This is a genomic window from Pyxidicoccus sp. M15 (assembly GCF_056858435.1).
Window position 1 is genome coordinate 4,855,962 of the sequence record NZ_CM166495.1, and the last position, 23,012, is coordinate 4,878,973.

General features: G+C 69.0%; 18 protein-coding genes. 8 read left to right on the forward strand and 10 right to left on the reverse strand.

Going from position 1 to position 23,012, the window contains the following annotated elements; translation table 11 throughout:
• Nucleotides 1-132 precede the first annotated feature (132 nt).
• On the forward strand, nucleotides 133-1,449 hold the full coding sequence (locus ACX9TP_RS18405; RefSeq protein WP_482981028.1) for an OmpA family protein: 1,317 nt from the start codon (nucleotides 133-135) through the stop codon (nucleotides 1,447-1,449).
• Between the two features lie 31 nt (nucleotides 1,450-1,480).
• Here the strand turns inward: ACX9TP_RS18405 and ACX9TP_RS18410 are convergent, their stop codons facing one another.
• Both ACX9TP_RS18410 and ACX9TP_RS18415 read right to left on the reverse strand, forming a co-directional pair.
• A complete protein-coding gene (locus tag ACX9TP_RS18410; RefSeq protein WP_482981029.1) occupies nucleotides 1,481-2,239 on the reverse strand; it encodes a DUF5953 family protein in 759 nt (252 codons plus the stop codon).
• Nucleotide 2,240: 1 nt separating this feature from the next.
• Nucleotides 2,241-2,867: a DUF6310 domain-containing protein gene (locus tag ACX9TP_RS18415; RefSeq protein WP_482981030.1), complete on the reverse strand. Its 627-nt coding sequence runs from the start codon at nucleotides 2,865-2,867 to the stop codon at nucleotides 2,241-2,243.
• A 276-nt stretch (nucleotides 2,868-3,143) separates the two neighbouring features.
• On the opposite strand from ACX9TP_RS18415, the gene ACX9TP_RS18420 reads away from it, so the two are divergent.
• Nucleotides 3,144-4,595 (forward strand): SPFH domain-containing protein, encoded by a 1,452-nt coding sequence (locus ACX9TP_RS18420; protein ID WP_482981031.1) that lies wholly within the window; start codon nucleotides 3,144-3,146, stop codon nucleotides 4,593-4,595.
• A gap of 13 nt (nucleotides 4,596-4,608) precedes the next feature.
• Here ACX9TP_RS18420 and ACX9TP_RS18425 read toward each other — a convergent pair whose 3' ends face one another.
• The gene (locus ACX9TP_RS18425) at nucleotides 4,609-5,658 is read right to left on the reverse strand and encodes a hypothetical protein (protein ID WP_482981032.1); all 1,050 of its coding nucleotides are present in this window, start codon (nucleotides 5,656-5,658) and stop codon (nucleotides 4,609-4,611) included.
• 539 nt (nucleotides 5,659-6,197) lie between these two features.
• Between ACX9TP_RS18425 and ACX9TP_RS18430 the strand changes: the two genes are divergently transcribed.
• Entirely contained in the window at nucleotides 6,198-7,244 is a 1,047-nt protein-coding gene (locus ACX9TP_RS18430; RefSeq protein ID WP_482981033.1) for a hypothetical protein, read from the forward strand.
• Nucleotides 7,245-7,362: 118 nt separating this feature from the next.
• Nucleotides 7,363-8,808 (forward strand): cytochrome-c peroxidase, encoded by a 1,446-nt coding sequence (locus ACX9TP_RS18435; RefSeq protein WP_482981034.1) that lies wholly within the window; start codon nucleotides 7,363-7,365, stop codon nucleotides 8,806-8,808.
• On the opposite strand, the gene ACX9TP_RS18440 is transcribed toward ACX9TP_RS18435, so the two are convergent.
• Nucleotides 8,786-10,465, reverse strand: a complete 1,680-nt coding sequence (locus ACX9TP_RS18440; RefSeq protein ID WP_482981035.1) for a HEAT repeat domain-containing protein — start codon at nucleotides 10,463-10,465, stop codon at nucleotides 8,786-8,788. The two genes, ACX9TP_RS18435 and ACX9TP_RS18440, sit on opposite strands and share 23 nt — an antisense overlap.
• A 154-nt stretch (nucleotides 10,466-10,619) precedes the next feature.
• On the opposite strand from ACX9TP_RS18440, the gene ACX9TP_RS18445 reads away from it, so the two are divergent.
• The 4 genes from ACX9TP_RS18445 to ACX9TP_RS18460 all read left to right on the forward strand — a co-directional run bounded on the left by ACX9TP_RS18445 (nucleotide 10,620) and on the right by ACX9TP_RS18460 (nucleotide 15,010).
• Entirely contained in the window at nucleotides 10,620-12,002 is a 1,383-nt protein-coding gene (locus ACX9TP_RS18445; protein WP_482981036.1) for an FAD-binding oxidoreductase, read from the forward strand.
• Nucleotides 12,003-12,044: 42 nt separating this feature from the next.
• Nucleotides 12,045-13,226, forward strand: a complete 1,182-nt coding sequence (locus ACX9TP_RS18450) for an ABC transporter substrate-binding protein (protein ID WP_482981037.1) — start codon at nucleotides 12,045-12,047, stop codon at nucleotides 13,224-13,226.
• Between the two features lie 87 nt (nucleotides 13,227-13,313).
• Nucleotides 13,314-14,141 carry a M57 family metalloprotease gene (locus tag ACX9TP_RS18455; RefSeq protein ID WP_482981038.1) on the forward strand — a complete coding sequence of 276 codons (828 nt, stop codon included), beginning with the start codon at nucleotides 13,314-13,316 and terminating at the stop codon, nucleotides 14,139-14,141.
• Between the two features lie 23 nt (nucleotides 14,142-14,164).
• Nucleotides 14,165-15,010 (forward strand): M57 family metalloprotease, encoded by an 846-nt coding sequence (locus tag ACX9TP_RS18460; protein WP_482981039.1) that lies wholly within the window; start codon nucleotides 14,165-14,167, stop codon nucleotides 15,008-15,010.
• Between the two features lie 245 nt (nucleotides 15,011-15,255).
• Here the strand turns inward: ACX9TP_RS18460 and ACX9TP_RS18465 are convergent, their stop codons facing one another.
• The 6 genes from ACX9TP_RS18465 to ACX9TP_RS18490 form a co-directional block, all read right to left on the reverse strand.
• The gene (locus tag ACX9TP_RS18465) at nucleotides 15,256-16,026 is read right to left on the reverse strand and encodes a phospholipase D family protein (protein ID WP_482981040.1); all 771 of its coding nucleotides are present in this window, start codon (nucleotides 16,024-16,026) and stop codon (nucleotides 15,256-15,258) included.
• 76 nt (nucleotides 16,027-16,102) lie between these two features.
• Nucleotides 16,103-17,032, reverse strand: coding sequence for a restriction endonuclease (locus ACX9TP_RS18470; protein ID WP_482981041.1), 930 nt, complete (start codon nucleotides 17,030-17,032; stop codon nucleotides 16,103-16,105).
• Between the two features lie 406 nt (nucleotides 17,033-17,438).
• A complete protein-coding gene (locus tag ACX9TP_RS18475; RefSeq protein WP_482981042.1) occupies nucleotides 17,439-18,197 on the reverse strand; it encodes a L,D-transpeptidase family protein in 759 nt (252 codons plus the stop codon).
• Between the two features lie 46 nt (nucleotides 18,198-18,243).
• Nucleotides 18,244-19,260 carry a DUF2071 domain-containing protein gene (locus ACX9TP_RS18480; protein WP_482981043.1) on the reverse strand — a complete coding sequence of 339 codons (1,017 nt, stop codon included), beginning with the start codon at nucleotides 19,258-19,260 and terminating at the stop codon, nucleotides 18,244-18,246.
• Nucleotides 19,257-19,871 (reverse strand): hypothetical protein, encoded by a 615-nt coding sequence (locus ACX9TP_RS18485; RefSeq protein ID WP_482981044.1) that lies wholly within the window; start codon nucleotides 19,869-19,871, stop codon nucleotides 19,257-19,259. Before ACX9TP_RS18485 ends, ACX9TP_RS18480 begins: the two co-directional genes overlap by 4 nt.
• Nucleotides 19,868-23,008 (reverse strand): serine/threonine-protein kinase, encoded by a 3,141-nt coding sequence (locus ACX9TP_RS18490; RefSeq protein WP_482981045.1) that lies wholly within the window; start codon nucleotides 23,006-23,008, stop codon nucleotides 19,868-19,870. The genes ACX9TP_RS18485 and ACX9TP_RS18490 overlap by 4 nt, the downstream gene beginning before the upstream one ends.
• Between the last annotated feature and the right edge of the window lie 4 nt (nucleotides 23,009-23,012).

Consider the following 23,012-nt stretch of genomic DNA (forward strand, 5'->3'; position numbering starts at 1 on the left):
AGGGCGGGGAGGCGACCGGAGGGTCGGCTGGTCGTCAGCCCGGGTGACGGACAACTCGCCATGTGGCCCGGTTGTGAGATGCTGTAGCCCCCCGTGGCTTCCTCCTCCTTTCAGGCACCGCTACTTGTCATCATGGGACTGCTCGCCGCCACCGCGCGCGCGGCCGAGCCTTTGTCCGTGGAGCAGCGGGCGCGCGAGGACCTGGACCGTCAGCTCCAGGCGCTGGTGAAGACACCGCCCCCGGAGGTCGTCATCTCCTTCGAGGGCCTGCCCGGCGCCGGCACCTCGCGCGGCTACAAGCTGGTGGAGGCGGACTTCTCCCTGAACAACCAGCCGCTGGCCGTCCCCGCGCCGGAGCAGCTCAACGCCCCGGGACAGCACCGGCTGGCGGTGGTGAAGGTGGAGGAGGGCAGCTTCACGCTCGTCTCGCGCGTCACGTACACCAGCGACGCGTGGAACCTCTTCAGCGAGGAGAGCGGCTTCCTCTGGAAGCTGACGGCGTCCGTCACGTTCCAGGTGCAGAAGGGCCTGCGGGTGCGGGTGAAGGTGATGCCGGGCATCAACCCCACCGCGCCGGACCCCCGGCTGAAGCTGAAGCTGTCGCACGATGTATCGGTGGAGATGACGGCGCAGCTTGCCGACGTGGCGATTCCGGATGCGCCGGACGCAGGCTCTCCCGTGAAGGTGGCGCAGACGCCGGTGGCGCCGCCCGTCACGGCGCCGGTGCAGCCCGCAGCGGGGACGCAGGCGGCCACGGCCGCCACGGTGCCCGCCGTCGTCCCCGTGGCGCAGCGTCCCGAGGCGGGGCCGGTGGCGCCCGCGAAGCTCCTCCTGAAGGTGCTGGCGGGGAAGAAGCCGGTGGCCGCCACGGTGTACGTGCGCGGGAGGGGAGCGCCGCAACAGGTGCTCCTGGATGCGAAGGCGCGCAAGCCCACGCAGGTGATGTTGCCGCCGGGGGAGTACACGGTGGACGTGCTGTCTCGGGGCTACCTGGCGCAGACGCGCAGGGTGAAGCTGTCGCGCGAGGCGGAGCCCACGGTGGCCTTCACCCTGGCGAAGGCGCCGGCGAAGAAGACGCAGCAGCCCAGCGTGAAGAACGAGCGCGTGGAGTTGCCGGCTGCGCCGCGCTTCGTCGAGAAGCAGGCGGCTCCGAAGAAGGGCTCCACCAACGGGCTGGCGCTGCTGGTGGACATGATGGTGCGCGACGAGTCGCTGCGCCTGCGCCTGGAAGGCCACACGGACAACCGGGAGGGGACGGGGCCGTCGCGGCAGGGGCTGTCCGAGGCCCGGGCGAAGGCGGTGGCGGAGCTGCTCGTGGCGGCGGGGCTGGATGCGTCGCGGATTGAGACCGCGGGCCTGGGGGATACGCGCCCCAAGGCGCCGAACCTGATTCCGCGTGGACGTGAGCTGAACCGCCGCGTGGAGTTCGTGCTGCTGCGCGCGAAGTAGGGGCGGCGGCTTCACGTGAGCGGTACGGGGCTCACGGCGTGGAGCGTCCGCCAATCGCCGGGAATCGCTGGTAGGCGCGCAGCAGGGCATCCAGGTGCGCGGGGTTGTCGAGCTCCAGTGGCGCCTCCGTGAGGCTGACCACCCACCCGCCCGTCGAGGTGCGCCGAGCCCGCGACAGCAGGTCCGCGTCGCGTGAAGGGTCCGGAAACCCGAGGGCTCGTGCGGTATCTGCCGACCAGTAGTTCAGCCACCCGAGGAAGCCGGGAACCGTCGGGTCGCTGAGGTCTTCTGGGAACCTGAGCGCCGGCAGCCCTCGTGGCGGCACCCCTGGCTTGCGCTCCGGGTCGATGGTTTGTCGCGAGATCTCTACCGCTACTCCGTGCGGCGTCACATGTCCCCAGTGCGCGCGCGTGCTCTCCGCCACGTGCTCCAGCGCGGCAGCTGCCGAAGCAATCATGGCTGAGTCCAGCGGCAGGGCGGCGTGGACTTCAAGCTGTGGCTGGCCACCTGGGCTCATACGGGCGGAGCGCTGGAGTCCGGCAATCGTTACTGGGAAGCCCTCGTCGCCGTTGCAGAGCAACGGGAATTTCCCGCGAGTTGCTGCCTCGGCAAGCCACGCATCACGCTGGGGCAGTGCGAGGAGCTGGCCTGTTTCGGAAACCCTCCACTCCAGGCGCACGCCCGGCAGCGCCCGCTCGAGGGCGTAGACGGCGGCGAGCGTACGTCCGTCGTTGCTCAGAAGCGCAGGCGCATAGGCGATGAGGACGAGGGATTCTTGAGAGGTCGTCATCTCAGCACCCCGTGACGATGATGTTGAGGGTGCGATCCTGCGCCTCAAGCGCGGCTTTGTGCGCAGCACTGCTCACGCCGACGACGAAGCGATAACCACATGTCTCCGCGAGTTCACGCTCGTGCTGAAGCTCATCCAATTGATTGATGACGACCTGATTCCGGAGAAAGGACGTGTACGTGTCGAAACGGTCGGTCTTGATTTCCCACAGGACGGGCGCGCCGACCTGAAGCGCGTCGAAACGCTTGCCGTTGACGAGCACGTCCTTGCCAGGAAAGTGGTTTGGCGGAAACGTATCCGCGCACCAGTCATGGAGGGCATCTCCGCCGAGGTGCGGTACCGGGTGTGGCTCACACTCAGGACGGCGGCGTTCCGAAGCCAGTGGAGCGGGAGGGGGCCGGTTCGAGCCTGACTTCCCTGGCTTTGTCTCGGGTTCCAGTTGCTGTGCGTCGGGGGCCACCATGACTGGCACGGGGGGAGTCAGTCCGATGGGCACTGGCAAGACAACAGGCTTTGGTGCGACGAGGGGCGCCACCCATGGGATGGCCACCTGATTCTGCGGCTTTGACTCCTTCGTAGCGCAGGCGGTGAGCAGGAAGAGAAGGGCACTGTAGTTTCGGAGATGCATTGGAGGAACCCTTTCTTCCGTATCTCCTCTGCCATTCCGGCATCTAACCCTCTTCCAGCAGGGGCGTGAAGGGTGGGCATCACGAGTGGGCGCCGGACGTGCGGCGGCCTCATCCGGTCTCTTGAGGGCACCGTCTCCTGGTAAGGCAGGCTGGATCGGAGCTTCTCGGCAGCCCCATCTTCATCGTCGACGCATTCCGATAGACTCCCGCCCCATTGAGTCCGGAGGTCGTGCGCCGATGAGCGGCGTCGCTCCGGCAGATGGGGGGCCGTGGCCATGTCGTCGCGAGAGCCGGTGAAGAACGAGTACCTGGACCAGGTGCGGGAGCAGCAGCAGCGCCTGGAGGTGGACCTGAAGGCGCGCAAGGTGATGGCCCCCGCGCAGATGCAGGCGAACGTCATGCCCATGCGGCGCGCGGCGGGACCGGCCGTGGTGGAGCGGACGGGCAACGCGGTGGACGTGCGCGTCACCGGCTTCTGGCGGTGGAAGACCGTCATCGTCCCGCCGAACGCCTACGTCGTGCACACGCGCCGGGGGCACTCGCAGCCGCTGCACATCGGCCTGGGCGTGTCGTTCCGGTTCGACCCGGCGCGCGACTCGTTCCTCGTCGCGCCTGGCGCGATGCAGACCATCATCATCAACGCGCACTGCATCTGCCGCGAGCTGCAGGGGCTGCTCGTGCAGGGCTACGTGCAGTGGATCATCGAGGACTTCGGCACCGCGTACCGGAAGCTGGACTTCACGGACGCGGAGGACCCGATGCGCGTCGTGAATGTGCAGCTGCGCGAGCAGGCGGAGGCGGCCATCAAGGACAAGGTGGCCACCATGAGCATCGACGCGGTGCTGTCCGACAAGCAGCCCATCATCGAGGAGCTGACGGCGCGCCTGCGGCACGTGGCCGAGGGCGGCGGCGGCGGGGACAAGGGCCTGGGGCTGCGCATCGTCACGGTGCAGATCAAGGAGGCCGTGGTCAGCTCCGCGCGCCTGTGGGAGAGCCTCCAGACGCCGTTCCGCTCCGAGCGTGAGCGCGTGGCCCGACTGGCGTCGTTGGGGACGGAAGAGGCGCTGTCGCACCGGGAACTGGAGGTGAAGCAGGCCCGGGAGCGCACGCGGCTGGAGAGCGACGGCGAGCTGGCCATGCTCCGGGCGCACAAGGACGCGGAGGCGTATGACCGGTCGCAGACCGAGCGGCTGCGCCGACAGCAGCGGGAGGAGGAGGACGCACGGAAGCTCGCGCTGGAGCGGCAGCAGTCCGCGCTCCAGACCGCGGAGCTGGAGAAGGCGCGGCTGGCGGTGGAGGCGGAGCTGACGCGGCTGAAGCAGGAGTCCGAGGCCGCGAAGCTCAAGCGCGAGGTGCTCGCCCAGACGGAGGTCGCCGACGTACAGCGCGCGGCGGAAAACCGTCAGGCGAAGACCGAGCTGGAGCTGCTGGAGACGCGGCAGCGCATCCACAATGAGCTCACCCCGGCCAACGTGCAGGCGCGGCTGGTGGAGCTGCTGCCGGACATCGCGGAGAAGCTGCCGAAGCCCCAGGAGCTGCGCTCGGTGTCCATCGGCGGGAGCGGAGGGGCGCAGGACGGGCAGGGGGTGAGCACGCTGGTGGCTCAGATGATGGCCCTGGTGAACATCCTGAAGGCCGATGGCGCTCCGCGCGCGCCCGCGCAGTCCGTGGTGGTGGGCAAGGGCGGAACGGAAGGGGTCGTCGAGGTGACGCCCGCACCTCGCTGAGCACTGCCGGGCGTCAGTCCCTGGCGGAGACGAGCCACTCCCAATCGTCTTTCGCCAGGGGGACGGTGCTCCGCGTTCCCCACGCGAGTACCTCTGTCCGCCAGGCCCCGACGCCTCCCGCGAGGGGCCACGCGCGGGTGACGGAGCCTCGCTCGGGCCAGTTGAAGCTCCGCAGCAACTGGCGATTGACGCGGTCGATGACCTCCGGCGTCGCCCCGGCGCGCAGTTGAAGCTCCGCGCCAATCAGGGCGCCTTCCTCTCGGACCCTGCTCTCGGGGCGCCGCGTTTCGATGTAGGGCCAGAGGCCCAGCAGCGGCGGCACCTGGCCTTCGAGCAGGGCCGCCTGGATGCGGTCATGCCCGTCCAGCACGAGCCACTTCGAGAGGATGTCCACGTACAGCAGCAGCGCGGGGGGCAACGTCCCGTCCCTCGCGCGTTTGCGCCAACTCTTGATGCGGCCGTCCTCCGCGTCGGACGGCGCACGCAGCGGCAGCACGACACCGGGGTTGTGCTGGGGCAGGTCGTCCCACCAGTGCTCCGCCCAGGCGGGCTGGAAGCGCAGCACGGCATCCAGGGAGTGGGGTGGTGCGGGCGGCTGGCCAAACGACCACTCCATCGTGCTGATGGCATGGCGTGAGGACCTGTCCGCCGGGATGGTCCGCACGGGCCGCAAACACCACCGGCCCGTGTGGAGCATTGACGCGGGAGCCTCCACGAGCGCGCGGCTCAGCTTCCACGCCCAGGCGTCCCACCACTCCGGTGTCCCGGGGGCCTGCGTCACGGTGCGCACCTCGGGCGCCGACAGTGACGGCAGTTGCCATGGCATGTGCGGCGTCGCTCGGACCAGGACGCACTGGTCCCAATAATCCGCGATGCGCACCCAGAGCAGCGGCTGACCTCCGCTCACCAGCCGCAGCCGGTAACCCGGTGCGGCCTCCAGGTACAGGGCGGAGCGCTGCAGCCAGCGTCCCCGCGCGGGCACGTCCAGCAACAGGCCCGGGCCCGCAACAGGCAGGTGCCAGTCCTCGGTGTCATCGACGGTGAATGAAACGCCGGGGTGCATGCGTCCTCCTTGGCTCCGAATGATGCCAGGAACTCGCACCCGCGATGTGCGAAGACAATGACAGGCATACCTGGTCAGCGGAGTAGAAACGGCAAGAGCGGGACCCGGTGTGCCGAAGTCACTCCGTCGAAACACAGACATGAAACGCGCAGAAGGCTTCTTGCAGCCACCTGTCTCGGCTGCGGGAGGCTCCATGTCCTACCGTCCGAAGGTTCGTGAACTCCTGCAGGCACTCCGGCGCCTGGGGTGCCGCCCTTCTGCTCTTCGGGGAGGCTCCCATCAGAAATGGACCACTCCCGCGGGAGCGGCGCTGACGGTGGTCATCTCCTGCCCGGGCGCGGAAGTGTCCAGGACCGTGCTCACCTCGGTGCGGCGCGTCCTCCGTCGAGAGCACCGCTTCCTGGACTTCGGTGCGTTTTGACCCAGGGGAGGGGCTTGCCGAAGTCACTCCGCTGCCGCTGGCTGGGGGACGCGCCAGTATGTCCTGAGCGACAATCAGCACCGGGCGCCGGCTTTCGGGACCCCGGGGGAGAGCACGCATGAAGCGCAAACTCCGGCAGCGGAAATGGGCGGGGCACCTTCCAACGAGCGGGGAGGTCCTCGGAGGCATCGCGCGTTTCATCGACTGGAAGCCAAAGCGAAGCGCCAGGGAGCGCACCTGGCGCAAGTTCTGCGGCGGCGAGCACATCCATGACCAGACACGCCGCGAAATCATCGAGGAGATGGTCGAAGCGGTCATCTACGCGGGCGTCGACGGCAAGCCCTCCGAGGGTGGGGTTCCGGACTACACGCCGTTGGTTGAGGCCTTGAGTCAGCTCATCATGGACACTGGCACCTGGTGGGACGACATCTGCGCCCAGCTCACGGCCGCGCTGCCAATGGAGCCCACGGTCTTCACCACCATGGCCGCGCTGCGCCTGCTCAGCGTGGACCTGGCCATGCGCTTCGGGGGCTTCATGCTCCACAGGGGCGTTGCACTCGAACTGCCGCCAGCGGCGTCGCAGCCCACCCCGGATATCGGTGAGCTCCTCCTCCCGCGGGTCTTGAGCCAGACGCTGCAGGAGGCTGGTATCACGCGCATGGCGCTCGCGGGCGAGCTCGATGTGTCCAAGGCAGCCGTGGACCAATGGCTGGAGTCCGGTGCCCTCGTCCGGCCAGAGCTGATCGAGGACATCGCGGAGGTGGTTTCCGAAAAGCGAGGAGGAGACCTGGACGCGCTCAGCATGAAGCTTCGTGCCAACCGGGAGGGGACGCGCATGCTCATGCCACTTGTCGACGTCGTGGGAACCGGCGGGCTCAGCCAGCTCATCACCGGGCTCATTCGATTGACGGAGGCCTGTCGCAGCGCGCTCGTGCCCCACCTCGTGATGCTTGATGATGCGGATCGGAACGTCGCCATCTCGACAGTGATGCTGAGGGGTGGGGCAAGCCGTCTGGCGCCCATGCTTCGCGAAGCCATGTTGGCGCAGGTCCCGGATGAGACGTGGGGAGACGCCATTGCGACGCCGCCCAACCAATGGGGCCCCTTCCTGGCGGCGGTGTTCACGTCGCATATGAGCGCTTCTCGGGAGCAGACCACTGGGTGAAGCGGAGCGTGAAGCGCGTCCGGTCCCGAGGACCTCGTCTTCCTGGAGGAGACCGCGGGGTGACAGTTCCCAAGGACCCCGGTGTTTTCGTCCCGCCACTCACCGCGGAGACAAACCCATGGTTCGCAGGCGCTTCATCGCGTGTCTGACCGGTGCGCTCGCACTCGGCGGACCCAACGGCTGCACGGATTCAGTTCAGGACGAAGCGCGGGCACCCGAGCCCACGGTGGAGGCCCAGGCCACTTCCGAATCGGGCAGCACGTCCACAGGCAAGAAGCTCTTCACCGAGGCGTTCGCAAATACCAACGGGCGCTCCTGTGCCACGTGTCACGTCCTCGACGAGAGCACGGCCCTTCCGCCCTCGAATGTCGAGGCGCGTCTGGCCGCCAATCCGAAGGACCCGCTGTTCAACCGCATCGACGCGGACGACCCGGACGCAGCCGTCCCCACGTACGAGCACCTTCGAAAGGGGCTCGTCCGAGTGGTGCTGCCGCTTCCCTCCAACATGGACGTCATCGACGTCGACGGCCAGGTCATCACCCCCGCTGACCGGAAGGTCTCCGTGTGGCGCGCGGTGCCGAGCATCCAGGACACCGCCATCACCGGCGCGTTCCAGTACGACGGCCGTGAAGTCCATCTGGAACCGCAGGCCCAGTCCGCCATCACCAGCCATAGCCAGGGCGGTACGGTGCCGCTGGCGCAACTGAGGAAGCTCGCGGACTTCGAGCGGAGCGTGTTCTCCTCACCTCGCGCGTGGTTCGTCGCTCAGTGGCTCGCCGCCGGGGTTCCTCGCGCCCAGGTCCCCATTCCCGAGGACTTCATGGTGCTCAGCCCCCAGGAGCAGCGCGGCCGGAAGGTCTTCCAGGCCGCCTGCGAGGGGTGCCACGGCGGCGCCACGCTGACGGACGTCGTCCACCCGGAGCTGAATCAGCTCGCACGACAGGGATGGCGCTTGAAGCCCGATGGCAATGTCGTGTTCACCCTCGTCCCGGAGGTGGGCCCCGTTCCCGTGGCGGTGCCGCGCGCGGATGACACATTCCTCAACGTGGGGTTCGCATTCTTCTCCTACCTGGGACAGCTCGGACAGTTCCCCTCCTACAACGCCTCCGTGGAGCTGCCCCGGTATCGTTTCCGCTTCTACACGGATGGCGCGCGCCAGCAGCAGGTGACGGACCTTCCGCCCATTCCCGTGACGGCCAGCGGGGAGCCGTACGATGGCAATCCGAAGCTGGACGAGAACGGCGCCCCGATTGTCGGCCCCAATTTCGCCCCGCAGTGGTTCACCACGGATGCGGGACGCGCCCTCATCACCGGTGACCCGCTGGACTTCGAGCTCTTCGACATCCCGTCGCTTCGCGGAGTCGCGGGGACGGCGCCGTACCTCCACGACAACAGCCACGCGACGCTGAAGGACGTCGTGGACACCTACAGCCAGTTCATCCTGCCCTTCACGGCCTCGCTGAACCTGCCGGCCGTGCACCCGCCGGAGACTCCGGGAGGGCTCCCCGAGTCACTCAGCCCGGCGCAGAAGCAGGACCTGCTCAGGTTCCTGGGTCGTCTCTGAGCGATTCGTCGAGCATCCCGGTCACGGCCTTGCGCCAGGAGGGAGTCGTGTCGTCCACGAACGGGCGTCCCTCCTGGCGTGCCAGGTGGCGCTCCAGTTCAAGGTCGATGAGCGCGGTGTAGGAACTGTGGAGGCGCGCGTCGAGCAGGGCCGAGAGGTCCTCCGGGGTTCCTAGACGGGAGAGTGCCCAGACTGCTTCAACGGGCTCATATGGGGGCTGCCGTGTCTTCAGGTGAACCGCCGAAGCGAGGGCCTGGAGCAGCACGGGACGGCTGGCTTCACCGTCCAGCTCGCCAAGCCATCGGACCGCATCGGCTCGCAGCCAGGGCTCGGGCGTCCCGAGCACCGCCGTGCGGAGCAGGGGAAGCCATTCGCACTGGCCATCCTTCACGAGGCACGCGGCCGCTCGAAGGCGCACCAGGGGATGGGGTGAGTGGGTCAGGGAAGCAAGCCGGTCGCACCATCCCGCGCCCGACTCGCCCAGGGTGAACAGCCCCTCGAGCGCGAGGCAGTGCGCCACGTCGTCCGTCCCTCGAAGCGCGGCCTGGAAAAGGAGGCGGTCTCCTGGCTCTGGTGCGTCCGCTGCGTGCTGGAGGATGCGGCGGACCAGCGGAAGGTTGTCGGGGTATTGCGCCGCGACCATCGTCCAGCGGATGGCGGTGGCGCGCTCCTGTTCGAACAGGCAGTCGGCCAGCTCGCGCCGGACCTCTATCTCCACGTCGAAGTCGCAGAGGAGCCGGTACAGCAACGGTCGTGCTTCGCGCCATTCGCCGAGCAACTCGACTGCCCGGTAGAACCCTGGCGGGCCCTCCACGAGTCGGGCGGGGACCCTGCGTGCAACGCTCTTCGCACGCACGATGCGCTGCAGACGGTGTAGCAGAGTCTCCTGTCCTTGGTGAGCGACGAGCGCGGGCAGGGGAAGGAGGAGTTCTCGGGCCGCGACGTCATGGAGTTCGGGGGCGGAGCGCAGGAGCCGCTCGCGCTCTTCGCGGGACAGGTCCCAGTACACGAAGGGGGCTAGGTCCCCGCGAGCCCGGTCCCATACCCACTCGGCGAGGAGCTTCCAGGCTTCCGGTCGCTCCCGGTGAGCGAGTGCTACCCACAGGTTGGAGTCATTCCCCCAGACATGTGTCCCCGGCAGGTACTGGCGGTCTTCGGCGTGCCACCGCGCGAACAGCCAATCCACGAGTCGTGAGGGCAGTGGGTTGCAATCCGCTTCCGCGAGGAGACGTGCCCGCTCCCCAGGCGGCAGCCGGACCAGTGTGGTCTCGATGGCCGTGAAGGTGGCGTCGTCCTCCGCACATACCAGGCCCAGGAGCTGCCCTGGTGAGAGGAAACACGGTCCCAGGTCTTGATGGCCGTTGCAGTGAAGTGCCCCGTTCCATTCGAGGAGCCGGGTGAGCTCCGGAACGGAGAGGCGAAGGCCATACCTTCGCCCCACGGCCAGGGCTTCTGCCCGGACGGAGCGGTGCTCTCCGCTGTCGAGGAGCAGGTCTCTTGCGAGTGGTACCAGATCCGGGCTTCCGAAGATTCGCAGCAGCCGGAGGATGCGCCAGCGGAGCACGCTGTCCTGGCGGGACGTTGAGTTCAGGAGGGGCAGCAGTTGCGCGCGGATGTTCTCGCGCGAGGACCACACCAGACTGGGGACGGAAGACAATCCAGACGCCGAGTTGGGACCGGCTGGCGAAACCGGCTGCGAGGACGCAGGAGTTCCCGAAAGCTAGCTGCCACACGTCCGCGCTGCAACCCCGGCGCGGGAAGGCTGGGATGCGCCTCCGGGTTGAAGCACAGTGCGGCCTCGGAGGTGCACGGTGACGACCCAGGGGACAGCGGACCTGTTGCGGGAGCTGGCGGCCGTGCTGCCACCCGAGTCGCTCGTCACCGACGCCGACGTGCTCGAAGCCCACCGGCGCGACCAGGCCGAGTGGGCTCCCGCCGGCACCCCCCGCGTCCTCGTCCGCCCCGCGTCCACCGCCGAGGTCCAGGCCGTGCTGCGCCTGGCCGCCGCCCTCCGGGTCCCCGTGGTACCTCGGGGGGCGGGCTCGGGCCTGTCGGGCGGGGCGAACGCGGTGGACGGCTGCATCGTCCTCTCGCTTTCGCGCATGAACCGCGTGCTGGAGGTGGACCGGCGCGGGATGTTCGCCATCGTCCAGCCCGGAGCGCTCAACGCCGCGGTGAAGGCCGCGGCGGCGGAGCAGGGCCTCTGGTACGCGCCCGACCCCGCGAGCTGGGAGTTCTCCTCCATTGGCGGCAACCTCGCCACCAACGCGGGCGGCCTGTGCTGCGTGAAGTACGGCGTGACGGGGGATGCCGTGCTCGGGCTGGAGGCCGTCCTCGCGGATGGCTCCGTCGTCCGCACCGGCGGGCGCACGATGAAGAGCTCCGCCGGCTATGGCCTCACCCGCCTGTTCGTCGGCTCCGAGGGCACGCTCGGCGTCATCACCGAGGCCACGCTGAAGCTCCGGCCCCGGCCGCCGAAGGCGACGACGCTCGTGGCTTCGTTCCCCACGCTCGTCGGCGCGGGTGTGGCGGTGACGGACATCATGGCGTCCACGCGCCCCTCGCTGCTCGAGTTGATGGACCGCGCCACCGTCCGCGCCGTGGAGGCCCACGGGCCCATGGGGCTGGACGTCAACGCGGCGGCCCTGCTGCTGGCCCGCTCCGACGCGGGGGGAGAGCAGGGCGTCGCGGAAGTCGCCCGCATGGCCGCGGCCTGTGAGGCTTCCGGGGCCACCTTCGTCGCGCAGTCCGCCGATGAGGCCGAGGGCGAGCTGCTGATGCAGGCCCGCAGGCTCGCCTATCCCGCCCTGGAGAAGCAGGGCGCCACGCTGCTCGATGACGTGGGCGTTCCGTTGTCGCGCATCGCGGACCTGCTCGCGGCGGTGGAGGGGATTGCCTCGCGGCGGGGCGTGCTCATCGGCACCTTCGGTCATGCCGGCGACGGCAACATGCATCCCACCGTCGTCTTCGACCGCAACGACTCCGTGGCCCTGGAGCGGGCCCGCGCCGCGTTCGATGACATCCTCCGTGCCGCGCTCGAGCTCGGTGGCACCATCACCGGCGAGCACGGCGTCGGCGCGCTCAAGCGCCCCTTCCTCGGGGAGCAGCTCGGCGCGGGTGGGCTCCACCTGCACCACGCCATCAAGAGCGCGCTGGATCCCCTGGGCATCCTCAACCCGGGCAAGGTGTTCTGACCTCCGCCCTCGCTCGTGCAAGAGTACGCGCCCGGAGAACCCATGCCCCGTCTCGTCTCCCTCCTTGCCGTCCTCTTCCTGGGAACCCTCGCCTGTGAGCGGAAGACTCCCCCCGCCGCGCCCCCAGCTCCGGAGGGCGCGTCGAAGGCCCGGGCCGCCTCGGAGACGGGGCCCATCGTCATCGGCACCCTGGGTAGCCTCACGGGCTCGGAGGCGTCGTTTGGCACCGTGGTGCGTGACGGCATCCAGTTCGCGGTGGAGGAGGCCAACGCCGCGGGCGGGGTGAAGGGGCGCAAGGTGGAGCTGCGCTCCTATGACACCCAGGGGCGCATCGAGGAGTCCGTGGCCTCCGCGCAGCGCCTCGTCACGCAGGACCGCGTGGTGCTCATCCTCGGAGACGTGACGTCCTCGGGCTCGCTCGCCATCGCGGACGCGGCGCAGGCCGCGCAGGTGCCCATGGTGACGCCTTCCGCCACGCACCCGGACGTGACGAAGAAGGGCGACTACATCTTCCGCACCTGCTTCATCGACCCGTTCCAGGGCGGCGCCATGGCGCGCTTCGCCCGGGAGAGCCTCAAGCTGGACCGCGTGGCCGTGCTGCATGACGCCAGGAATGCGTCCTCGCTCGGTCTCAGCGAAGCCTTCCAGGAGGCCTTCAGGAAGCTGGGCGGGACGGTGGTCGCGGTGGAAGCCTACTCCAAGGGCGACACCGACTACCGCGCGCCGCTGGTGGCGGTGAAGAAGGCAAAGCCCCAGGCGCTCTACCTCCCGGGCTTCTACAGCGAGGTGGGCGTCATCGCCCGCCAGGCGCGCGAATTGGGCCTGACGCAGCCGCTGCTCGGCGGTGACGGCTGGGAGTCCGACCGTCTCTTCGAATTGGCGGGCGGCGCGCTCGAGGGCGCGTACTACTCGTCGCACTACGCGGAGGATAACCCCGCGCCGGAACTGCAGCGCTTCATCTCCGCCTTCCGCGCCCGCTACGGCCGCTCCCCCGAGGCCGCGTCCGCGCTCGGCTATGACGCCGCCCGCGTGGCCCTCGCCGCCATCGGCCGGGCCGGCGCGCTTTCGGGGCCCGCCATCCGCGACGCGCTCGCCGCGACGAAGGACTTCCCCGGCGCCACCGGCACCCTGTCGCTGGACGCCCAGCGCAATCCCGTGAAGCCGGCCGTCATCCTGACCATCCAAGGCGGCAAGAGGAAGTTCGCCGCCGCCGTGACGCCCTGACCATTTCCTCTGCTTAGGCTATTCTTTCCGGTTGGGCATGGGTTCCTCGATAGGGCCTGCCCATGACTGTCTCTGGAAAGGAAGCCCATGCGAAACGTCCGTTCCGTGGTGTTGCTGGCTGGTGTGTCCCTCGTGGGTTCGGCGTGCGGAAGCCCCGACGCCGGGCCCGCGCATCCCTCCGAGGTGCCGCGGGCGGGCATGTCCTTCGAGGAGTTCAAGGCGACGGCCCATGACGAGCCCGACTCGGACGTCTTCGTCGTCAACGGCGACACGGCGGTCGAAGGCGTTGACGGGCTCCGCCGCTACTACGACACGTTCCTCGCCCCCGAGCTGGGCACGCGTCAGGACGGGCTCGCCGCCTACTGCGACAGCAGCGGCATGCCCATCAAGTGGTCCACCACCGCCGCGCAGAACCTGACCTACTGCATCAGCACCAGCAGCTTCGGCTCCCGCTACTCCGTGGTGGTGAGCGCGATGAACTCCGCGGCTGCCGCCTGGGAAGCGACGGCCAACGTCAACTTCAAGCACCTGAGCCAGTTCGACGGCAGCTGCACCGCCTCGCAGACCGGCGTCGTCTTCGACGTTCGCCAGACCAGCACCACTTCGTACGTGGCGCGCGCGTTCTTCCCGAACACCGCTCGCTCGGGCCGCAACATCCTCATCAGCAGCAGCGCGTTCGGAAACATCGCGCCGTGGACGCTGACCGGAGTGCTGCGCCACGAGCTGGGACATGTGCTCGGCTTTCGTCACGACTATCCGATAGGGTCCGACTGCTACGAGGGCCCTGTCACGTGCCGGCTGACCCCGTATGACCCCAACTCCATCATGAACTATCCGCAGTGCGGGGGCGGGCAGGTGGGAGACCTCGTCCTGACCGCGTACGACAAGCAGGGCGCCCAGCTGATGTACCCGTAGTCACCCGCGACAGAGGAATTCCCATGCGCAAGCTCCGCTCCTTGGTGTTGCTGTCGGGTGTGTCCGTGCTGGGTCCGGCGTGTGGAAACGCCGGGCTCGAAGTCACGTCGCGGGAAGAGGCGATGCGTGAATCGACCTTCGAGGCGTTCCGGGCCACGGCGTACGACGAGCCGGACTCGGACGTGTTCATCGTCAATGGTGACGAGACTGTCGAAGGAGAAGCAGGCCTCCGCGCGTACTACGACACGTACGTCCGAGGGGAGGGGCTCGGCACGCGCGAGGACCCGCTCATCGCCTACTGCCTCAATGGCGTTCGCGTGAAGTGGCAATCCACCGCCGCGCGCAACCTCACCTACTGTGTGAGCAACACGTTCGGCTCTCGCTACGCCACGGTGGTGAGCGCGATGAATGCCGCCGCGGCGGACTGGGAGGCCCACGCCAATGTCGACTTCATCCACCTGAGCCAGTTCGACGGGAGCTGCACCGCCTCGCAGGCGGGCGTCGTCTTCGACGTGCGCCTGGTCGCCGCCGGCGGCAGCTACCCGGCCCGCTCGTTCTATCCGAACGCCAGTCGCGCCAGCCGCAGCCTGCTCATCGACACCTCCGTGTTCGGCACCCAGTGGGCGCCGTGGACACTGACGGGCATCATCCGGCACGAGCTGGGACATGTGCTCGGCTTCCGCCACGAGTTCGTCCGCTACTCGCCCGTCCGCTGCTACGAGGCGGACCACCTCTCGTCCTGCTACCTGACCGCATATGACAGCTACTCGGTGATGAACTACCCGCAGTGCGGTGGCACCAACACGGGCGACCTCGTCCTGAGCTCGCTCGACAAGTCGGGCGCGCGCGCCTACTACCCGTTCCCGTAGCCGGTGGTGGGTCGTACCGGCGCGTGCTGCCCGTGGTCCGGGCCTGGCGCGCCGGCTTCACCACGTACTCGCCCGTCTTCGCGTCCACCGTAGTGAGTTGAGCCTCACTGGCTCAATGCGACTCACTGGGGCAACCGGTGCAGCGCAACGCTCACACCGACCTGCGCCACGACCTTCCGAACGGCATGGCTTCACGCCAAGTGGAACATGCTCGGCATCGCTCGTCCCTGTCGTCGGTTACCCTGTCAGAACGGAATGTTGTCATCATCCGTTACGAAGGCGAGTACGTCCTTGTTCGCCTTATAGCAAGGGTAACATACAGGTTTTGCCTTGCTGGACGCATGCTCTTTGGCGCAGAGATGGCAGTATCGCTCGCGCTTCGTCTCATCCTTCTTTCTGCTCCAGTCTCCGTAGCAGTCGCGACAATAGGGAGCGAGTGGTTTGAGCGGGATGCTCGTCTGGCAGCGAATGCAAACGCCATCATCCAGTTCCGGTTTCAGTTCAGGCCGTGGAGTTCTCGTGCGGTTGCGTTCTGGCTGGGGTTCCTCTTTCACAGTCTCGCTACGTATCACTCGCTGGATCGACACCTCGACGTCATCACTGGTGCGCAGTAGGCGTTGAGCCTCGTCGCTGATGTCCTTGTAGAGTTGAGGGTCATCCGTGCTCGTGACGTAGATACCCATTTCATTGTTGTTCACCTGCGAGAACTCGTACAGGTTCATGGAGGTGATGATGGCGGCCCGCTCGCTCAGGTAGCACTTTGCATGCAGGTTCTTGCAGAACAGTAGTCTCACACTTCGTAGCCCTCTGAGCTTCGCCGCCTCATCGGGGTGAAGTTCGTTCTTGCCGTAGATGACATGCACGGCAAGCTTGAGCTTGTCTTTGTCTTCGAGCAACTCGTACATTCGGTCGCTCAGCTTGAGATACGGACTGATAAGGAGAAGCTTTTCGTTCGCTTCTTTAATGAGTTGCGCGAGGAAGTACGAGACGCCTTGGGTGTCGAGGAACTTGGCCATTTCCGTAGGGGTCTAGGAGGAGATGCGTTGGAAGCGGTGAATTTTCGATAATCTCGCTGGAGTGTGCTTTGCGCGCTCATTCCTCAGAGAAAAAATCTGAGTCAACGCGCTTGACCTCGTAGGCGCCCACCGCATTCACCCCAATGCCAAAGTCAAACATCAGCCCTGCAAGTTGTGCACCGTCGATGAGGACGATCTTCTTGTCGATGCGCGCTACATACTCACGCGCCTCCTTTGAGAATGCGGAGGTGGTGATAAAGACTCCCTTGCGCGCACGCTCGCCCTCAAGCGTACCTGCAAAACCCTGTACATCGGGCCGCCCTACGGTGTTCTGCCATCTTTTCGCCTGCACGTAGATGACGTCGAGGCCAAGATGGTCCTCTTTGATCATCCCGTCCACGCCCCCATCGTGGCTGCGTCCCAATGCGCGCCCTGCGTCCTCAAGCGAGCCGCCGTAACCCATCTTCACCAGCAGTTCGACAACGAGCCGCTCGAAAAAGCGGGGGCTTGCCTGCAGTGTCGTCGCCAAAAGCTCTGCCTCAGTCTTTCTACGCAGATCTTTGTACGCTCGCTCAAGCGCTTCCTCGGGCGTAATGGCAGGGGCTGCGATATCAGCCCTGCCTTGGGACGCCGCGGCAGCCGCCACGTCGCCTTCCGCATTGCTTCGGCTGACGAAATCCTGGAACTCTGCGAACTTCATCAACGTACCTGCGTCGAGAGCTTTCGGCTTCTCTGCGAGTACTTTCTTTCCGCGCTCAGTAATCTGGTACACGCCGCGGCGCACTGAGCGTAACAGGCCTGCCTTGTCCATATAGGTCTTGGCCCAGCCCAGCCGGTTGTCGAACATGGCCTGCTGACCGCTGGGCAGTAGCTCTGCGCGGTCGGCCTCCGAGAGCCGCAGCTTGGCAGCTACTTCTTCTCGCACCTCGCGTACGAGGTGCTCTTTCCCGTCGGCAAGTTGCTCGAGGAGTGGAAGCATCAGGGCCTGGTAGTCGGGTACGGGCATGTCGGCACATTCTAGTGGCCGCATGCAGCGCACGTCACGCAAGGCTTCCCGTGCGATTACCTTAGGTGGTCTCCTGGGGCTTTACGGACCTCGGACCGGAGGGGCGCCGTAATCCATCGCCCTGGGTAACCCCGCAAGATGTTGAGCGTTGGTCGCCTGCTTTATGCATTTTGTGCTTCATACGCATTCGCTCCAGGCGATGCTCCTAGGAATGCCAGCCGTCGCCAGCAGATGCGCGTGGTGAGCTTTGCCGCGCTTCGCTGGCACCTCACAACGCTGTACGACACTCCCATCGCGCAAGGCAGAACGGATGGCCTGAACGCAGTGGCATTACTCATCAGCCCTCGCCGTGTCTCGCTTGCATCGCGAGCACCATCGCACCTGCACGTCCAGACTCGGGCGGGCCCTACCGGCGCGTGCTGCCCGTGGCCCGGGCCGGGCTCGCCGGCTTCACCACGTACTCGCCCGTCTTCGCGTCCACCGAGGTGACGGGAATGTACCGGGCCTCCTCGAAGAGGCTGTAGGCCGGCTGGAGGCTGCGCCAGAAGGCGATGAGCGGATCCGTGGCCGCTCGGCCCGCCTCCAGCGCCTTCATGCCCGCGGCATCCAGCCTGCGCGGGAAGATGTGGATGGGGACGTCGCGCTTCGTCTTCGCGCGCGTGTCCAGCACCATCAGATACAGCTCTTCAATCGGCTCGTCCTGGATGGCGATGCAGCCGATGCTCACGCAGTTGCCGTGGACGAAGATCTGCCCTCCCGGGTCGGCGGCCGTCTTGTGGCGCCTGTCCGCCGCGTTCGGATAGCTGACGCGCATGGACAGGTGGTAGTTGCTGTACGGGTTGAACAGGTCGATGTCGTAGAAGCCCTCGGGCACCTGCAGGTCCCCCTGCTGCCGCTTCGGGCCGAGCTCCCCCGACGCCGCGCAGAAGGGATACGTCTTCACCTTCACCAGCGGCCCCGCCTTCGCCCCCGCCCAGACCTCCAGCTCGCGCTCGTGCTTGAAGGCGCGCACATACAGTTGCTCCGGTGGCCAGGCCACCCCCGCGTCCTTGAACAGCCTGGCGACCCCGGGCGTACGGGCCTTGCGCGCGGCGGCGACCCGGGCCGGCTCCGCGTGCGCGCAGAGCGCGGTGAACAACACCAGAAAGGCGGCGAGAGTCCTCATGCGGCCTGGGACACCCCTGCCGCCCCATCCGTTCCCACGATGCCACTCAGCGAGCATGGAGCTCCCTCCGCAGCGGCCTCCAGCGGTAGGCGCACTCGGTGAGGTGCAGCACCGAGTCCAGCCTCGCGCCCGGGGCCAACGGCCCTTCCGCGAAGTACTCGCAGTAGAGCTGGACCGGGGTGACGAAGCGCGCGTTCCACGGCTCCCGGTCGATGGTGAGCACGTAGACATATCCGTCCGCCACGCCGAGCGCGTCGTAGCACTCCACCAGCGGCTCGTGCAGCTCCTCCAGCCCCTTCCACACGCTGCCCGGGGGAGGGTGGACGCTCGGGCGCGTGTCGAAGACGCCCACCAGCTTGCCTCCGGGGAACTCCGGCTCCGGGTCCACCGCGGCGGTGAGCAAATCCCCCTCGCGCGCCATCACCATGTGCGCCTCGCCGAACTCGTGGAACTTGAACTCCTTCAGCGCGTTGCCCACGCGGCGCATCACCGGGTCGTTCGTCTCGCTGCGCACGAAGTAGCCGCCGCGCCGCCATTCGCCCTTCGCGTTCCGGTAGCGCACCGCCGCGCGGTAGCTCACCTGGTAGAAGCACACCCCCAGCAGCGGGCTGACGCCCTGGGGCCGCATGTCCCGCAGGGACGACATCAGCACCTGCACCCACGCCGTGCCGTGGAACACCTCCGGCTCCAGCGAGGCGGGCAGCAGCCTTGCCAGCCGCTCCGGCTCCACCGCGTAGTTGATGGACACCGCCTCCACCCAGTGCGTCTGCACCTGGGTGAGCCACGGTACCGACGGGCACTCCTCCATGCCCGGGGACGTGGGGCTCGGGTCGTGCGCCCCGGCCAGCGCGGCCTCCACGTCGCGCAGCGCCTGGTGCCCCGCGGGCGTCAGGAACCACAGCTCGCGTCGTGCCTGCACCAGCCCGGAGTCGGCCAGGTCCTGGAGGGCCTGGCTCGGCACCTTCACCCCGGCTTCCCGCAGCCGCCGGCGCAGCTCGGCCCCGCCCAGCCCGAGCGGCTCCGCGGCGATGGCCACCAGGGCCGCGAGCAGCTCGGGATTCATACCAGCCGCGCCCCCGTGCCCCCGGCGGCCAGCCTGCGGCGGCGGGCCCGGTGCAGCGCGAAGCCTCCGCCGAACTGCGTGGCGAACCACACCGCGCCCAGCAAATCGAAGGCGTGGTCCGGCACCTGCGTCATTCCCAGCGCGGCCAGCGCGAAGCCCACGGCCACCGAGTACCAGACGCGGCCCATCAACGCGCCCATCATCGCGAAGGCCGTGCCGAAGAGGACGCACGCCACCGCGGGCATGAAGAGCCTGTCCAGCCCGAGCAGCCAGTTGAGGACGGACACCAGCACCATGCCGGCGATGAAGGTGGTCCAGATGGCCCAGATCTGCCGCTCGACGAACGAGCGGGCCCCCGCCGTCTGCCCGCGCTTGAGCACGAAGATGCTGATGATGTTGAAGGCCAGCACTCCGGCCCACAGCAGGGCGTAGGGGCCGGGGGTGCGGTGGCCCGCCGTCCACAGCCGGTTCGTCGCCGCGAAGCCCGCGGCGTTGACGAAGGCATGGAGCATCCAGATGACGCCCCAGTTCTGCAGCGCCGAGTCATCCCTCGCCTGGGAAACGACGCGGCGGATGAGGTCCAGGGCCTGATTCGCTTCTTCGCGGTTCATCGTGCGGCCGAGTGTACGCCAAGAAACGCGTCCACCTCGTCGAGCGGCACGAGGCGCGGCTCGGCGGTGGGGGCCACCGTGTCGCGGACGGCGAGCGCCAGGGCGCGGGCGCGGGCGGCATCGCCCCCGTCCCGCCGCAGGGCCCGGGCGAGCGCGAAGCGGGTGGTGGCCATTTCGAGCGGGCTCGCGTCGTCCTCCTCCCAGCCCGCCACGGCCTGCTCCAGCAGCACCCGCGCGCCCGCCGCGTCGCCTCGGGCCAGCAGCACCCGGCCGAGCACGGCCCGGGGCTCCGACAGCTTGGACGCCTGGGGCTCCGCCAGCTTCGTCCGCAGCTCCAGCGCTTCTCTCGCCACGCGCTCCGCCTCGGGGAGGCGGCCCCCGCCGAGCAGCGCCAGGCCCAGCGTGGAGAGGGCGCCCGCGAGCTCGTCCCGGGCTCCCAGCGTGCGCAGCATGGCCGCGGCGCCGTGCGCGGCGCTCGCGGCCGGCTCGAAGCGGCCCACGCGCAGCAGCACCTCCGCCTCCTGCCGCAGCAGCTCGGCACTGCGCACGCTGTTGCGGCCGTCCGCCTCCGCCGCGTCCAGCTCCCCGCGCACGGACTGCACCAGGCGCAGCGCCTCGTCGGTGCGCCCCAGGTTCGTGAGCGCCAGCGCCAGGGGGCCAGCCAGCGAGGCGCGGTCCGGGTGGCCCGGCGGCCGGTGCTCCAGCGCCAGCCGCCAGCCCAGCTCCAGCGTGCGCCGCGCCTGCTCGAAGTCCCCGCGGCCCAGGTGTACCGCGCCCATGTTGCCGTAGAGGCCCAGGACGTAGGGCACGGGCTGCCCCGGCCCATAGGCCCGCTCGAAGGTGGCCATGCTCTGCGCGAAGGCCGCCAGGGACTCGTCGTACCGGTGCAGGGCGGCGTACGTGCTCGCGATGTTGTTGAGCGTCATCGCGATGAACGGATGGTCCGGCCCGAAGCCGCGCACGAGCAGCTCCCGGGTCCGCTGCTGGGTGGCGAGGGCTTCCTCCACCTGGCCAACGTCGCGCAGCGCCGTGCCCAGCGTGAGCAGCGCGTCCGTGAGGAAGGCGTGGTCCTTGCCGAAGGCCCGCTCACGCAGGGCGAGGCACCTGCGCAGGAGCGGAATGGCCTCGGCGGCGCGGCCCTGGCGCACCAGCGACAGGCCCTGCTGGAAGGCCAGGTTGCTCTCCAGCCGGTCATCACCGCCAATGCGCTCCAGCAGCGACTGCGCCAGCTGTCGCCACAGCTCCGCCTGCTCTGGGCGCTCGGCCAGCTCGCCCTCCACGAAGACGAGGTTGGTGAAGGACTCCGCGGCGTGCACGTCGTCGCGGCCGGCCTGCGAGGCCAGGGCCGCCCGCCGCAGGCGCACCGCCGCTTCCTTCTCCTGCCGCAGGTGTTGCAGGGAGCGCCCTTCGGTGAGCAGCGCCTCACCCAGCAGCGGCTTGTACCCGACGGCCTCCGCCTCGGCGGCCACCGAGGCCGCAATCTCCGCGGCCTCCCGCCAGCGCCCCGCGTTGTCGCGCGCCATCGCCTCCGCCAGCCTGTCGTACGCGGCGCGGACGCGCGCGGCCTCGGGCCCCCGCGTGGGCCGCGGCATGGGACGGGCGAGCGCCTCCACGTCGGCGCAGTCGGACACCGGCGCCAGGCCCCGCACCGCCTGGGGCGCGCTCAGCACCGCGTTCGGGTCCGCGGCGAGGAGCAGGTCCACCGTGGCCCCCAGCTCGCGCTTGCGCCGCTCCAGGCAGTGCATGCGCAAGTCCAGCGCCGCCTCGGACTGCTCGCCTCGCACCCGCGTCGCCTCACACGCGTCCCGGTGCGCGTCCGCCCAGGCCGCCGCGTACGCGTCCAGCGTCTGGTGGACGGCCGTGTGCAGCGACGCCGCGCCCGGGGCCCCCGAGCCGAGGAATGTGCGCCGCAGCGACGCGCCGCGCGCCGTGTCCCATGCGCCCTGGAGCCGCTGGAGGCTGTCCGTGCAGGGCTGTGGCCCGCGCGCGACGAAGACGGCGGCGATGGCGGCCGCCACGCCGATGCCCGCGCCCAGCCCTCCGGCGAACCGGGCCGCGCGCGGGGACGCCGCCCGCTCCAGCGCGGTGAGGAGGGCGTCCATCGACGCGTGCCGCTCCTCCGGCACCGGGGCCAGGCCCCGCTCCACGGCGGCGTGCACCGCGCGGGGCACGGACGCGCGCTCCTGCGCCGCGCGCTCCCCGGGGGCGCCGGGCTTCGTCCCGTAGAGGCCCTCGTACAGCGCCACGCAGAAGCTGTACTGGTCCGAGCGCGCATCCACGAGCCCGCCCGCGAGCGCCTCCGGGGCGATGTAGCCCGGCGTGCCCGCCACCGACGTGGCCACCCCGGCGCGGCCGCTGCTCCGGCCGCTGCCAGCGGGGCCGGAGGAGGCGAGGGCGGGCTCCGTCGAGGAGGCGAAGCGCGCCAGCCCGAAGTCCGTCACCCGCGCCCGCCCCGCGCGGTCCATCAGGACGTTGTCCGGCTTGAAGTCGCGGTGGACGACGCCCGCCGCGTGCGCGGCCGCCAGCCCGCGTCCGGCCTGCAGGTACAGGCGCACCACCTCGCGCCAGCCCGGGCGGCGGGCGGAGAGGTGCTGGCGCAGCGTGCCCCCGTCCACCAGCTCCAGGGCGATGAAGACGAGGTTGCCGACGACGCCCACGTCATGCACGGCGACGACATTCGGGTGCTGGGTGCGCGCCGCCGCGCGGGCCTCGTCCAGCAGCCGCTCGGTGGCGCCCTCCACGCCGGACACGGCCTGCACGAGCTTCAGGCCGATGCGCCGGTCGATGCCCGGGTCATACGCCGCGTACACCACGCCCATGCCGCCGGCGCCCAGCCGCTCGAGCACCACGTAGCGCCCCAGCAGCGTTCCCCGCTCCAGCGCGCGCGGGCGGGGCGCGGAGGAGACGCGGGTGTCCTCCATGAGGGTGGTGACGGCCTGGGTGGGCACCGCCGCCGCCTCGCCACCGGACGCGTCCGGGGCCCGGGCCTGGAGGAAGCCCGCGAGCAGCTCGCGGCAGGACGCGCAGCCATCCACGTGCGCCTCGGCGCTCACGCGCAGGGACTCCGGCGCCACGCCGTCGGCCAGGTCGAGCAATTGCGTCTCGTCGAGGCAGCCGGGCAGGGGAGGCGGGCTCATGCGT